General features: G+C 53.3%; 11 protein-coding genes. 8 read left to right on the top strand and 3 right to left on the bottom strand.

From position 1 onward, the window contains the following. Window positions 1–7: 7 nt before the first annotated feature. A complete protein-coding gene (locus ACPUC7_RS23640) occupies window positions 8–349 on the top strand; it encodes a molecular chaperone (protein ID WP_346439906.1) in 342 nt (113 codons plus the stop codon). A 602-nt stretch (window positions 350–951) separates the two neighbouring features. On the opposite strand, the gene umuC is transcribed toward ACPUC7_RS23640, so the two are convergent. Further along, entirely contained in the window at window positions 952–2,223 is a 1,272-nt protein-coding gene (gene umuC, locus ACPUC7_RS23645) for a translesion error-prone DNA polymerase V subunit UmuC (protein ID WP_494924783.1), read from the bottom strand. 1 nt (window position 2,224) lies between these two features. Continuing rightward, window positions 2,225–2,665 (bottom strand): translesion error-prone DNA polymerase V autoproteolytic subunit, encoded by a 441-nt coding sequence (gene umuD / locus ACPUC7_RS23650; RefSeq protein ID WP_494924784.1) that lies wholly within the window; start codon window positions 2,663–2,665, stop codon window positions 2,225–2,227. A gap of 1,048 nt (window positions 2,666–3,713) precedes the next feature. Between umuD and ACPUC7_RS23655 the strand changes: the two genes are divergently transcribed. The 7 genes from ACPUC7_RS23655 (at window position 3,714) to ACPUC7_RS23685 (ending at window position 10,961) form a co-directional block, all read left to right on the top strand. Then, complete coding sequence (locus tag ACPUC7_RS23655; RefSeq protein WP_312119175.1) at window positions 3,714–4,259, top strand: single-stranded DNA-binding protein; 546 nt, start codon at window positions 3,714–3,716, stop codon at window positions 4,257–4,259. A gap of 146 nt (window positions 4,260–4,405) precedes the next feature. Further along, complete coding sequence (locus tag ACPUC7_RS23660; RefSeq protein ID WP_494924785.1) at window positions 4,406–4,948, top strand: conjugation system SOS inhibitor PsiB family protein; 543 nt, start codon at window positions 4,406–4,408, stop codon at window positions 4,946–4,948. Between the two features lie 1,036 nt (window positions 4,949–5,984). Beyond that, a complete protein-coding gene (locus ACPUC7_RS23665) occupies window positions 5,985–6,752 on the top strand; it encodes a reverse transcriptase domain-containing protein (protein WP_494924786.1) in 768 nt (255 codons plus the stop codon). Between the two features lie 468 nt (window positions 6,753–7,220). Further along, window positions 7,221–7,598, top strand: a complete 378-nt coding sequence (locus ACPUC7_RS23670; protein WP_494924787.1) for a DUF5983 family protein — start codon at window positions 7,221–7,223, stop codon at window positions 7,596–7,598. A 233-nt stretch (window positions 7,599–7,831) separates the two neighbouring features. Continuing rightward, a complete protein-coding gene (locus ACPUC7_RS23675; protein WP_494924788.1) occupies window positions 7,832–8,191 on the top strand; it encodes a hypothetical protein in 360 nt (119 codons plus the stop codon). A gap of 739 nt (window positions 8,192–8,930) precedes the next feature. Continuing rightward, window positions 8,931–10,307 carry a DUF3560 domain-containing protein gene (locus ACPUC7_RS23680; RefSeq protein WP_494924789.1) on the top strand — a complete coding sequence of 459 codons (1,377 nt, stop codon included), beginning with the start codon at window positions 8,931–8,933 and terminating at the stop codon, window positions 10,305–10,307. A gap of 90 nt (window positions 10,308–10,397) precedes the next feature. Continuing rightward, window positions 10,398–10,961 (top strand): methyltransferase, encoded by a 564-nt coding sequence (locus ACPUC7_RS23685; protein ID WP_494924790.1) that lies wholly within the window; start codon window positions 10,398–10,400, stop codon window positions 10,959–10,961. 571 nt (window positions 10,962–11,532) lie between these two features. Here ACPUC7_RS23685 and ACPUC7_RS23690 read toward each other — a convergent pair. After that, a complete protein-coding gene (locus tag ACPUC7_RS23690) occupies window positions 11,533–12,876 on the bottom strand; it encodes a hypothetical protein (protein WP_494924791.1) in 1,344 nt (447 codons plus the stop codon). Between the last annotated feature and the right edge of the window lie 456 nt (window positions 12,877–13,332).

The following is a 13,332-nucleotide window of genomic DNA, read 5'->3' on the forward strand; positions in this document are numbered from 1 at the left end:
GTATCTGATGGCTAATCCTAAATCAGCAATGTTCGAACGTATTTCACAGCTCTCAAAAAACGCACCTTTGCATGAAGCAGGGAGTTCTGCACCAGCTGAACAACAGCCTGTCGCGGCCGAGGCCGTCAGGCCTGCAGAACCAGAGAAGCAGGTTGAAAACGAATCCTCTGGTCCACGCCGGAAAGCAAAAGCTGTGCGCAGAGCTAAAAACGTTCAGATCCCGGAGGACCTTTGGGACGCGTACGACTTACTTAAAGAGCGTAACGTCACATCCCTGCTGATGACGCCTTATATACTTGAGGCGTTTCGCGAGAAGCTTGCACGCGATGGCGCTTTCGATAGCAAATAAGGCAATAAGGAAGCCACTAACTGAGAGGCTTCCTGTTTAATTGAGTGTTTTTTACGTACTTAAAGTGTACATTTTAAATACCTATTTTGTGCTTTAAATGTATTTTTTGGTGCTTGCACTTAAGCTCGTGACTGGCATCAGTCTGAATGCTTACAGAGACGTTCAGGGCCCTGAGAACGCCGGAAAAAGAGCATGTATTAATCAGCTGTTAATCGAGATGTACAGGTTATCTTGGAGCGGCGCTCCGGGAATTTTGATTACCCAGCGCGCAGACATGTTCATATTTCATGTCCGCAGAAAACGGCCCGCGTTCGATAATTGGCAGCAGCGTCTTAACTATGGTGACAAATTGCCATATGGCCGCTATTTCGTCGGGAAAAAACCAGGACCTTTTATTCGCCTGCCTGATAAGTTTCACCAGGCACACTCACATCTGTGAAGCGGATGCGTGGTAAAACTGCCGGCCTTAAGTTGAGTTCTGTCAGGAAGACGGGCACTGGTTTTAAGCGCGCAAAACTAAGCACTGTCAGTTTTATTAGGCAGACATAATCAATGTCTTATTTGTACTTAATATGTACACTTTAAGTACCTTATTTGTACCTTTAACATACTTTTGCAACTGGTAGCTCTTTCCAGTTCGTCGTCCATGCTTTACTCAGCATTTCCCGCTTCATCTTCCAGTCAGGGTCGATACCTTTACCCGCAAAGCCTATGCTGTAGCGCCCGGAGCGGTTCATCGAATCCATAAGACTCATGAGAGCCTCACTGCGGGCGCGCGGCGCCTCATCGTCAAACAGGTTGAGCTGCGCCACGCCGTTCGGCCGCAGCTCACTCAGCATGATGCCGGCTTTCGCATAGCGAAAGCCCGGGCGCCAGATGGTATCCAGCGATTTCACCGCTGCCTCGATGATGTTACGTGTGTCCTGTGTGCCCACGCGCAGTTTCACAAACGCCGTGTTGCCGTAGCCAGGCTGCCCGGTGTCGAAAGGGGAGGTGCGGATAAACACAGAGATGTGGTGGCAGAACTGCCTGTCTTCGCGAAGTTTTTCCGCCACGCGTTCTGCATATGCGCAGACGGATTGTCGCATCGCATCATATTCCGTGATGCGCTCGCCGAAGCTGCGGCTTACAACTATCTGCTGTTTAGGCGGGGGCGCATCTTCCATCGGGATGCAGGATTCGCCGTTAAGCTCGCGTACCGTTCGCTCCAGTACCACACCAAAATTCTTGCGGATGAAAGAAGGGGAGGTGCGTGCCAGGTCAAGCGCCGTTGTCACGCCGAGCAGCTGCAGGCGTTTTTCAAGCCGGGAACCCACGCCCCAGAGTTCACCCACGGGCTGACGGGACAGCAGCTTTTCGGTCCGCCCGGGATTGGCTGGCGTAAGCGCCAGCACCCCGCCAAACTGGGGCCATTCCTTACCGGCCCACTGTGCTGACTTCGCCAGGGTCTTTGTTGGCCCAAGCCCTACGCCGACCGTCAGACCTGTGCAGGTCCTGACGTGCGCCCGGATCATGCGGCCAAAGTCCTCATATGGCATAGCCATTTCCATGCCCGTGCAGTCACAGAACCCTTCATCAACCGAATACACCTCCAGCCGGGGCACCATCTCCTCGATGCAGGACATTACCCGCGTGCTCATTGAATGGTACAAGGCGTAATTACTTGAAAATATATGTATTTTCTCAGGGAAATGCTGATTCTTTATCTTGAACCACGGATCGCCCATTTTCACATATTTTTTGGCTTCCTTGCTGCGCGCGATAACGCAGCCGTCGTTGTTCGACAGGATGGCCACCGGCGCATTTTTCAGGTCGGGCCGGAATACTTTCTCCGCACTGGCGTAAAAGCTGTTCACGTCAATCAGGCCAAACATGTCAGTTCCTTTTGCGAGGGGTATGCACGAAGTGCACCACTACGCCGAAGATCTCAAGCGTGTCCGGGTCCGGAATAATAACGGGATAGGCGGGATTCATAGGCTGCAGAACGGGTCCCATCGGCGTAAGCAAAAGGCGCTTTACCGTGAATTCGCCGTAAAGCTCGGCGATAACCACGTCGTTGTGCTCCGGCGTCAGGGAGCGATCGACAATAAGCAGGTCGCCGTCATACAGGCCAATGTCCTGCATGCTGTTGCCCTGCGCGCGCAGGAAAAAGGTGCTTGCCCTGTGGGCTATAAGATATTCGTTGAGATCGAGCTCCTGCTCCGCATAGTCCTGGCAGGGGGAGGGAAACCCGCAGGGCACACGTTCCAGGAAAAGAGGCCTGAAGCTGGGCGGCGGATTGTCCGCCGGGTGCATCAACTCAAAGGCGTTAAACATAGCAAAAATCCCTGTCAAAGCGCTGTATGTATTTACAGTAGTATTAACTGGCTTAACGCAAGGTGCAAGATGGCAGATGCAGCACTGTCGTACTGGTTATTCGGGACCATTGATTTATATAGAGTTACAGCGAAGCGACAGCGCAATATTTAACCTCTCCCATTCAGGCTTCTGCTGACGCGGCCTGCAGACGTTTATCAACAGCTTTATGCGCCGGATGTGCAGAAAAGATGTGGATAAGGGCCACCTTCGGCTTCCCCTGACGGGGTCGTCAGCCCTACTCAGCTACCCGGCAAAGCCGGCAAGCTTCACCGGACCGCAGGCGTTCCGGGCCTGACGGCTAGGGTCTGATGTCTGTAAAAACAGCGCATTACGTGCTGGCGCTCATCTGAAAACCTGTCAGCAACCTTTTTATCACGGCCCTGATGTGTATGATTAGTGCTCACTTGAAGGACTACATAAACAGGGAGCTTGTTATGAAAACCATTATTTCCTCACACCAGCCCGGTACTGCCTGCCGCTTGCGGCGCACGGGCCTGCACTGACGCATTCAGATAGCGGCATCCTGCCGCAGACAAACACCCTAAAACAGAACCAGACAGCGGGACCTTAAGGGACCTGCAGCCAGCCCGTGGCTGGCGCGAACCGCGACGGCAAGAACTCGCCGCCGCTCTGAGGCGCAACGCCGTTTCGCTGCCGCTCAGCCGCCGTTGCTGCTGCATCGTGCTGTGCTTTTCCGCCGGATTTCACCGGTTTAAGTCCTTTCGCCGGGGCTGAGACAAGCACAGGCGCCGTGGCCGTCCAGGGTGAAGTGAACGCCGGGAAAATTTATTTCCGGCCACTGCGTTAGACCGGAAATAAATGTCCCCGTCGCCCCGGACGTCTGCCGTCACCCGCGCTGGTTTACGCCCTCGCGGCGAAGGATCTCAAACGGGTGAAGTGAATACCGAAGGAAAAAACCAGCCGATTTCCACAAAACGTCAACACCGCGGCTCCCGAAACTCAACGGGTGACGTGGTTAAAACCCAACTGCATGAGGAGAACGAACATGGCTTCACGAGGCGTCAACAAGGTCATCCTGGTCGGCAATCTGGGACAGGACCCGGAGCTGCGCTACATGCCTAACGGCGGCGCGGTCGCAAACATCACGCTGGCCACGTCAGAAACGTGGCGCGATAAGCAGACGGGTGAAAATAAAGAGAACACAGAGTGGCACCGCGTGGTGCTGTTCGGAAAGCTCGCCGAAGTAGCGGGGGAATATCTGCGGAAAGGTTCGCAGGTTTACATCGAGGGCCAGCTGCGCACGCGTAAGTGGCAGGACCAGGGCGGTCAGGATCGCTATACCACAGAAGTGGTGGTGAACGTCGGCGGCACCATGCAGATGCTGGGCGGGCGTGGAGGCAACGCAGGCGCACAGACCGGACAGCAGTTCAGCGGCCAGCAGAGCGGTCAGCCTCAGCAGGCGCCTGCAGCGTCTGGTAACGGTGGTAAAGGGGGCAAGGGCGGCAAGGGCAGTCAGCCGCAGCCGGAACCCCAGGCACCGCCACAGGGTAACTATCCGCCGGCAGATTTTGACGACGACATCCCGTTCTAGCGATTACGCGGCTTCGCTCACGCGAGGCGGCGGCGGTGAAACAGCAGGTAACAAAGCAGGAAGGCGGCCGGAAAGGCCGGAATGGTTGCCCTGGCGGAGCTGTAACTCCGCGCAGGGCATGACAATCAAATTATGAGGAATCCGATATGTCAGCGACTCAGTCTAAAGAAAAAATTCGTAACGGCAAGTCTTCCACGTACTACGGTCGCCATCGCGGTGGCTACCGCAGCTGCTGCGGCAGCGAAATGACACGCGATGAAAGCGTGACACTGCAACGTCTTAAGGCCTTCACGCCGGGCGATTTTGAGGCCTACAGCGCGCGCGGCGAGGAATTTCGCCGGCGGCTGTGCGGGGCCGTGCTGAACGCCCTGCAGCTCAGCAAAGCCTGGCTTACCGACTGCGAATGCCGGGGAGAGTGGGGCGGGGTGTTCCCGGTTCACCTGCGCCTGACGCACCGGAAAAACCCGCTCGTCACGCTCGACATCCTGAGCCCGGGCAGCGAATCTCCGTTCTGGCACGGGCTTATCTGGATAAATCCCGATCACACCGGGCTGTACGTTCTGAACACCGAACAGTTTGCGCCGGAAACCATCGGCCGGCTGCTGACGCGTATTGAGGAGATGGTGTCTGCAGGCATTACGCCAGCGGAAATCGTGGCGGTACTGGGCAGAAAGGGTGCGCTCGCATGAATACAGTCATGATGATGCCGTCAGTGGCGCCACGTTTTCATACGCAGTGGCTGAAGGCCTGCAGGCTGCACAATATAGCTCCATGCCCCGCAGAGGTTTCAGCACCGGCAGGGAAGTCACTCACAAAGAGCAGGGCAGGTGTGCCGGTGCCCATATTGCACAGCCTAGCTGTGATCACCGGACGGCCCGTTCGTACGGCTTCAGAACGAACGCCGCAGGCGATGATGTATCTGGCTGAGGCACAGGAAAAACTCATCTGTGAGGCCGAAACGGCGCTAGCCAGCCAGTCTGTTCGCACATACCGGCAATGGTACTCGTACTGGCGGCGCCGGGGCGTACAGGTGAACGATCTGCTGGACATGACGTGGGTGTGGCGCCAGCGTGCCCTGACGGAATAACCGGAGATAAATACGCCAAGCGGTCAGACCTGTTAATGATTAAGGCCGTAGCGTCGATAGTATCTAGGTCCTTCACCAGGGATAGACATTGATGGCAAATCCGTTTTGACGATGCTTCACGGCGTCGTCTTTTTTTTGATGTAAAAAAGAGCCCACTATTTATAATTCAACGGATTACATCGCAATGATGCCGGGAGTTAGGGGATGTATAGTGAGGCCGTGTTGCTTATGGAGCTCGCAAACGCTAAACAGTTCCTTATCTTTTACTCAAGGTGTAATCTATACACTCCTGACGTTAGCCGGTTATCCGGCCTCTCTGTACTCGTCGTTATTCGACATACCGACGGTTACCGTTCGTCGCGGTGGGCTGCTATACGCTGCTTCTCGCTACTTGAGGTTGCCAAAGGTTTCTTATCGCCTCTTAAGGGGGCGTAGCGTTATTAGTTTGGGCTATGCGCTTGCGCTAAGAATCGTCAGGAATGTATAGAGAGAACGATCTATGTCTAAACAACATAAAATCGGCTTAGTTGAAGTGCTCGGGATTGCTACAGCAGTCCTGGCCTTTATCAACGAGTCGTGGACTTTCGTTGAGAAGGTGTTGAGCCTCTTCAACATAGTCCCTAACTACTTGTTTTTTTATGAATACAGAAAATGAATGGCTTCATAAGTTTGAGATAAAGCCGGGCCGCTGGGTTTATATACCCAATGAGGCTACATTAAAGCAAGGAAAGCTAATACACGCTTATATCAGGTCAAAATGGAGATCCCCTCTCTATATGTTTCACCTGAAAGAAGGTGGTCATGTTGCGGCTGCAAATCATCATGTCCAGAAAAAATACTTTGCATTGATCGACATACAGGATTTTTTTGGCGCCACCAGTCAAAGTCGCATAACAAGAGCGCTAGGCAATTTCATTCCCTATGACAAAGCGAGAAAAATCGCTAAGTTATCAACCGTGAAAAACCAAAACGGCAATGGATTGAAGCATGTGATTCCATATGGCTATCCACAGTCACCAATTCTGGCAAGTTTTTGTTTCCATCAATCCTTTTGTGGGCGTCTTATTAAAAACATCAGTAAATCAGGTAATGTATCTGTAAGTATTTATATGGATGACATCCTTCTTTCAGGTAATGATTTAGGAAGGCTGGAAGAAACTTTTAAAGCTGTCAATGAAGCATTGATTAAGTCAGGTTATACGGTAAACCGGTCTAAAACTCAGCTTCCATCAACAACCGTGAATGTATTTAATTTAGAACTTAGCCAAAATTCATTGCGTATATCAGCTAAAAGGATTGTTGATTTTTTGCAAGCCTATATATCCAGTTCGCACCCGCCTGAAAAAAAAGGTATAGCTTCATACGTTGGTAGTGTTAACAAAGAACAAGCCCGATTATTCAAGTGACACCTTTATTCAGTGAAGTCGTAAAGCCATAAAATGAGAAGTATGCCCCCCTCCGGCTCCCCGGCGCTGCCGGGTCGTCAACCCCACTGCACTAACCGGCAGAGCCGGTAAGCTCCGCCGGACCGCGTGGCGTTCCGGGCCTCCCGGCTAGGGTCTGATGGCTTTAACAGATAACTGCTGCAGCGGGCCTGCGCCCGCGCCTTCACCGCGCCGGCATACGACCGCCGCCGCTTTCATGTCGTCACGCCTGAACGGCGCGCCGGGTGTGCGCATTCCCTCTCTGTAAGGTTGTTCATCTCTCACAGGCTCTCTCGCGAAGGGCCGGGTTTCGCACCGTCATCCGGAAAAAGCAAGGCTGAAGTGTACGGCTTCGCCGGCCCTGCTTTGTCCGATCGCCGTCGCGTGCACGCCCTTTGCCGCGAAAGGTCCCGACGAGAGATGAGTTAACCAACCTAAAGGAGAACCGGAATGCACACACAGAACGTCAACACCGCCGCTCAGGAACCCTCGGAAAGATGGGGTAAAGGACAGGCAGCCTCCGGCATCGAAAAATGCCTGATATTGAGCACCGCGCACATGACTGAGGATGACAGCGGCTTGTTTTACTGGCTCGCCCGTCGTTCAGAGAAAGGGGATGGGGCATGGATGTGGATTCACGATACGGGATATGGACATCTTATCTGTCTCGACGCAGACGGGGGCAGGCTCCGGTGGCTGCGTAATCAGGGCATTTCGGAAAGCCTATGTTACCTGCTGGAGACGGTCTCAAGGCTATCTGGCACGCGCATGTTTCATTTCGACCGCGACGCGGACATTCAGCCGGGCTTTGTAACGTACGACTGGTAAAACACGGCAGTCATGCCGTCAGAAGCACCGGCGCGGCAGCAAACGCGCCGGTTAAAGCAGAAGCGAAGGAGTTAACTGATGCGTTACAGTAAGAAAGTAGAAGCGCAGGCAAAGCGTTTTGCGCAGGCTTACCGCGAGGGCAGACCTGCCAGCATGCCGGCGATGCGGTTCAGTGACTGGCCATGCTTTATGGCTACGGTCAGAAAATTACAGGGAAGTCAGGTATGAAAGGGATGAGTAATGCATTTCCGGTATCGCAGGATGAAATCGTGCGTGTGCTGGGCCAGTGCTGTCACATAACGCTGAACACGGGCGCAGAGGCGTTTTACATTAACGGGCAGTTCATTACTGACGCTTACCCTGGCGAAGGTGCACCCTGGTTGCTGAATCTCGCGCGCAGCATTGCAGCGGCCTCTGGCCATACGCTGCGCTGCTATGTGGTGTCAGAGCCTGATGACGAAGAGTGGGCATGGAATGATGTGGTCGATGAGCTGGCGATACGCGCCAGCGTGGATGCTGCACCGCTCTTTACGCCCGCCTGTCCGGAAGTTCCCAGAGGGCTGATAGCCAGGCTACTGAGCTTTCGTCCGTAAGTCATAAACACAGGCAGGGTCCCTCCTGCCTAATCCTGCTTTCGTTCTGATCCGCATTAATACGTTGCCGACATCACATAAAACCCAGGCGGCCCTGCGGGCCGGGTAAAGACGGTGCTGACGCACCGTCTCTTTCCCTTCGCCTGCGCTTTCTCTCTCCGGGACGCTGTCTCGCGGTCTTCTCTCTCTGCTTCCTGCTGCTGTTTATCCCTTTTCTGTGCTGCAGCTGCTTCTCCGTTTTTCTGTCCATGAAGGTCAACGGCATAAACAGCCTGATGGCCCCCTCCGGCTCCCCGGCGTTGCCGGGTCGTCAGCCCCACTGCGCTAACCGGCTGCGCCGGTAAGCTCCGCCGAATCCCTGCGGGGTTCGGGCCTGCCGGCTAGGGTCTGATGGCAACGGCCAGGTCAACCCCTGCAGCGGGCTCTCGCCCGCGCGTTCACTGGCCACAAAAGACGTGGCCGCTGAGGACCGGCCCGGCACCGTGGCGTGCCGTTCCGGGGCCGTGCCCTGTTCATCCTTCCGCGTTGTGTTCTGTTTCCCTGAGCCCCTTCGCCGTGCAGAAACCTGGCACCCGGGCGTCTTCACGCAAGGGTCGCGCAGCTAAACGGCTGCACCCGGTCCCTGCGGGCTGCGGCTTTGCCGTTTCCCCCTGCGTTCAGCCTGATGCCCGCGCGCCTGTTCTGCCCTCACGGCGAGGAACTCAGAGAAACATCACTTAAACCACACGGGAGACACAACATGTCACAGCAGAACGTCAACACCACGGCTTCAGAATCTAAAGAATCATCTCTTTTTAACTGCGAAAACTACCGCGCAACGTATTCGCCGGATGACAACAAGCTGCGCCTGTATTCGCTGCACCGTCTTGATGAGGAAACGTATAAGCGTGTGAAGGATGCGGGCTTTAAGTATGCGCCGCGTCAGGGGCTTTTTGTTGCGCCAATGTGGACGCCCGATCGCGAAGACCTGCTGATCGAGCTGGCCGGCGAAATTGAGGATGAAGATCAGTCGCTCTTTGACCGCCAGGAGGAGCGCGCGGAGCGCTTTGAAGAGTACAGCGAAAAGCGCGCCGTTGAGTCAGATCAGGCGCTGGCCGCAGTAGACAGCCTGGCTTCGGCCATTCCCTTCGGCCAGCCGATTCTGGTCGGACACCATAGCGAGCGCCGCGCCCGCAAGCACGCGCAGAAGATTGAAAACGGCATGCGCCGCGCGGTCAATCTGTTTGAAACCTCGGAATACTGGGAGCGCCGGGCAGAGGCATCACTGCGTCACGCAACTTACAAGGAGCGCCCGGACGTGCGCTGGCGCCGTATTAAAAAGATTGAGGCTGACCTGCGTAAGGCTGAGCGCCGGCTTCAGGACGTGCAGAAATTTATCAAACTCTGGTCGTCCGCGAACCTTGACCGGGCAATGGCGCTTGTTATTGCAGGCGTCGATCACCTTCACTGCTGCTTTACCCTGGAGAAGTACCCGCGTTCGCCGGAGAAAAGCCAGTATGAAGGCAGCCGCAGCATCTGGTCAGCCCTCGAAGACGACATTATTACCGCCGAACAGGCTCGGGACATCTGCATTCCGTGCCATGAACGCACCATCGCGCGCTTAAGCCGCTGGGCCGCGCACTACCGCAACCGCATTGCCTACGAGCGCGCCATGCTGGACGAACACGGCGGCGTGCTGGCCTCAGATACCGAAATGGTACCGGGTGGCCAGGTTAAAAGTCGCGGGGAGTGGCTGACCATCATCCGCGTAAACCGTAGCGGCGGAAAAATCAGCTCGCTGGTTACTCCGGAATATTCGTTCATGTCACGGGGAAACGGCGCCGTCATCACCATCACGCCCGATCGCATTACGGAATACAAAGCGCCCAGCGCAGAGGAAGCAAAAACGGCGAAGGTGGCCGCGAAGCGCCCGCCGATTGTGAACTATCCGGGGGAGGGCTTTAAGCACATGACTAAGGAGCAATGGGGCAAAACGCACGGCGATTTTAAGCAGGTGAAAGGGGTTGCGGCCGGTGAGGATCACAAGGCTTACCGCATCCGCCGGGTGATGTCCACGGGCTACACGCTGTCGCCGGTTTACATCACCGATATGAAAACGGTAGAGGTGCCGCATTAAGAGCCAGTGCTCCCCGGCGGCGCCGGGGAGGTTATGTATATACAGATGACTTTATAAAGTGCCGGCGTTGCTGGCACGGGAGAACGTGAAATGCGTACCGAACTCAGCGCACGAATTGCGCACATGCAGCAGAAACTCAGCGGCCTGCAGCCCGTGGCCCGGGTGCATGTAGATACTCAGCTGTTTATTTCGTCCGATCAGGTGTGCCGGAAGCTTGTCACTCTGGCCGATGTCCGGCCGGGTTGCCGGGTGCTGGAGCCGAGCGCCGGGACCGGCGCCATTGTCCGTGCCGTGCTTGCGGCCATGCCGGGGATAATATGCCAGTGCGTGGAGATGAACGCGGCGCTGGCTGAGCATCTCAGCGCGACGTTTCCTGAAGTGGCCGTGACCTGCGCAGACTTTCTGAGCTGCGCCCCCCAGGCTGTTTATGACCGGATTATCATGAATCCGCCTTTTCGCCACGGCGACGATCTGAAGCATATCCGGCACGCGCTGAAAATGCTGGCGCCGGGCGGTAACCTGGTGGCGGTCTGCGCAAACGGTCCGCGTCAGCAGCGGGAATTTAAGGATATTGCGACGCATCAGGAGGTGCTGCCGCGCGGGACGTTCGCATATACGGACGTTTCAACAATGATTGTCCGCATTGATGCCTAATTGCCTGCCTTTATCGGCTTCGCGCCAGCGGGGCCGGATTAGTGCCGCCAGCTGGGGCCGAAAACGTCAACGGCGGCTGATAACGGCTGCGGCGGCTTCGCCGCCACGGCGGTTATTCTCCCTTAGACTGCGCTTTCTCTCTCCGGAACGCTGTATCATGGTCTTCTCTCTCAGCTTTCTACTGTTAATCCCCGTTCTGTGCTGCAGCTGCTTCACCGGTTTCCTCTCCAGAAGGTCAACGGCATGAACAGCCTNCTGTATCATGGTCTTCTCTCTCAGCTTTCTACTGTTAATCCCCGTTCTGTGCTGCAGCTGCTTCACCGGTTTCCTCTCCAGAAGGTCAACGGCATGAACAGCCTGATGGCCCCCTCCGGCTCCCCGGCTCTGCCGGGTCGTCAGCCCCACTGCGCTAACCGGCCTTGCCGGTAAGCTCCGCCGGACCGCGAAGCGTTCCGGGCCTGCCGGCTAGGGTCTGATGGCAAACGGCAAGGCTCACCTAACAGCTGACTTGAGATCTTTTTGGACTATTAGCGAAGCTAAATGGAGCCAATAAATATTTATAAATTAAGTTTTAAACAGAATTGATAGGAGGATTAGTGCCTATCATCGCAGCTGCGTAATAACATCCCTCATTTGAAGTGCAGGACATTGATTTCCAGGGTGTTAAGTTGCAAATTTCGCTATTGGAAACACGCAGAGATGCACCGCAAACAGTGTAAAAAGGACATCTATTTCTCGATAAGCTTGGTAAGTCTTCTGTTTTTAATATTTCCCCAGAGGGTCTGTAATGTAACAATATAAAATGAAAACAAGCGTTCAGTTTTTTGGAGCCAAAAAGAATTGACTCATCATTTTCTGGTAGTTCAAAATCGTACATAACATCACATTCTGGACTTTCGGGATCGTTATTTCTTTTTTGGATTATAGTGCAACCGCCAAACTTGCGAATAATATCATTCATTTCTAACGGGTTTTTTGCAATCTTTTTAATTATATTAAACTCAAGGAATGGATCTTGAGTCCTAAAACCCAAGTTATTTTTTATGCGTCTAAGCGTTAATTTAATGAAGTTCCCCATAGGTTCGTTAACAGGGAAAATATTGGTTATTTGGTTAATAGAGAGGTTTGTTCTGTTCTCCAGTTCACTTAACTGATTTTTTACATGCAAAACTAACTTTTCATACCTGAAGTCAGCTTCTAAGGATTCCATTTCTATTAATAAATTCAATAAGGCTCGTGGTGAATCATTTGATTGTAATGATGCTAACATACAACAAATTAAATCATCGCCAGTTAATGATGGTGCAACCTTTTTTGCTAATCCATTTACTGTATGATAGGGATAAAATGGAGATTCTTGCGGGGTAGCATTCATTTCCTCTGCGCATTTTGACTCTAGCATGTAAGCGACAGATTCGAGAATCTCAAGCAGGCCTATATCAAGATCATAGCTATTATTATTATAGCTCAGCTTGCATTTTATTAGGGAGGTATTGGTAACCTGACCATCAATGCACTTAAAAAGCTCTATTTCATATGTATCGAAGTATATGTCTTTACATTTAGCAGTGCTAGGTAGTGTGCATGTATTTCTTTTTCTATTTGAAATAATAAAGCTGAAGTGGTTTTTATTATTTTCAATAAGTTCTTGCTTAATATGACTTGAGCCGAGAGAAAAGTCTTGGTTTTCCATTGTCCAGCGAAAGTTATTCCATAATATTAACTGTGTACAAAAAAGAGAAAAGCCATTTATAGTTGAAATGTTATGAAGGAAATGAATCCACTCATGAAAAAAGAAAGAGAACTGAATGGGGTTTGTGAATCCGGCGGGATTATTAGGGTCTTCTAGTGCTGGGAAGTCCTTGGATAATGTAATAATTTGCGATTCAGGTAAGTAAGTTGCAATTGCAGCCATTTATAATCCCTAATTAGTTAACGTAGCAACGAAATCATCTGCCTTTTTGGCTTTTTAGACAACTTTTTTCTTAAAGCACGTGAAAGCAGTTGATTAAAATTTTACTTTTTAGTTGAGGCTCAAATAGATTGACTCATCCATTATTGTATCTTTATCGAAAGAAATTTTTCTAGCCTCACATATATACGCACAATGAAATGAGAAGCATCAGCCTGATGGCCCCCTCCGGCTCCCCGGCGTCGCCGGGTCGTCAGCCCCACTGCGCTAACCGGCCTTGCCGGTAAGCTCCGCCGAATCCCTCCGGGGTTCGGGCCTGCCGGCTAGGGTCTGATGGTAACGGCCAGGTCAACCCCTGCAGCGGGCTCTCGCCCGCGCGTTCACTGGCCACAAAAGGACGTGGCCGCTGAGGACCGGCCCGGCACCGTGGCGTGCCGTTCCGGGGCCGTGCCCTGTTCA

The organism is Pantoea sp. CFCC18179 (assembly GCF_059412405.1).

Excerpts from the sequence above, each read along its gene's own strand:
- ACPUC7_RS23640 (WP_346439906.1), top strand. The coding sequence starts at position 8 with ATGGCTAATCCTAAATCAGCAATGTTCGAACGTATTTCACAGCTCTCA.
- umuC (WP_494924783.1), bottom strand. The coding sequence starts at position 2,223 with ATGTTTGGCCTGATTGACGTGAACAGCTTTTACGCCAGTGCGGAGAAA.
- umuD (WP_494924784.1), bottom strand. The coding sequence starts at position 2,665 with ATGTTTAACGCCTTTGAGTTGATGCACCCGGCGGACAATCCGCCGCCC.
- ACPUC7_RS23655 (WP_312119175.1), top strand. The coding sequence starts at position 3,714 with ATGGCTTCACGAGGCGTCAACAAGGTCATCCTGGTCGGCAATCTGGGA.
- ACPUC7_RS23660 (WP_494924785.1), top strand. The coding sequence starts at position 4,406 with ATGTCAGCGACTCAGTCTAAAGAAAAAATTCGTAACGGCAAGTCTTCC.
- ACPUC7_RS23665 (WP_494924786.1), top strand. The coding sequence starts at position 5,985 with ATGAATACAGAAAATGAATGGCTTCATAAGTTTGAGATAAAGCCGGGC.
- ACPUC7_RS23670 (WP_494924787.1), top strand. The coding sequence starts at position 7,221 with ATGCACACACAGAACGTCAACACCGCCGCTCAGGAACCCTCGGAAAGA.
- ACPUC7_RS23675 (WP_494924788.1), top strand. The coding sequence starts at position 7,832 with ATGAGTAATGCATTTCCGGTATCGCAGGATGAAATCGTGCGTGTGCTG.
- ACPUC7_RS23680 (WP_494924789.1), top strand. The coding sequence starts at position 8,931 with ATGTCACAGCAGAACGTCAACACCACGGCTTCAGAATCTAAAGAATCA.
- ACPUC7_RS23685 (WP_494924790.1), top strand. The coding sequence starts at position 10,398 with ATGCGTACCGAACTCAGCGCACGAATTGCGCACATGCAGCAGAAACTC.
- ACPUC7_RS23690 (WP_494924791.1), bottom strand. The coding sequence starts at position 12,876 with ATGGCTGCAATTGCAACTTACTTACCTGAATCGCAAATTATTACATTA.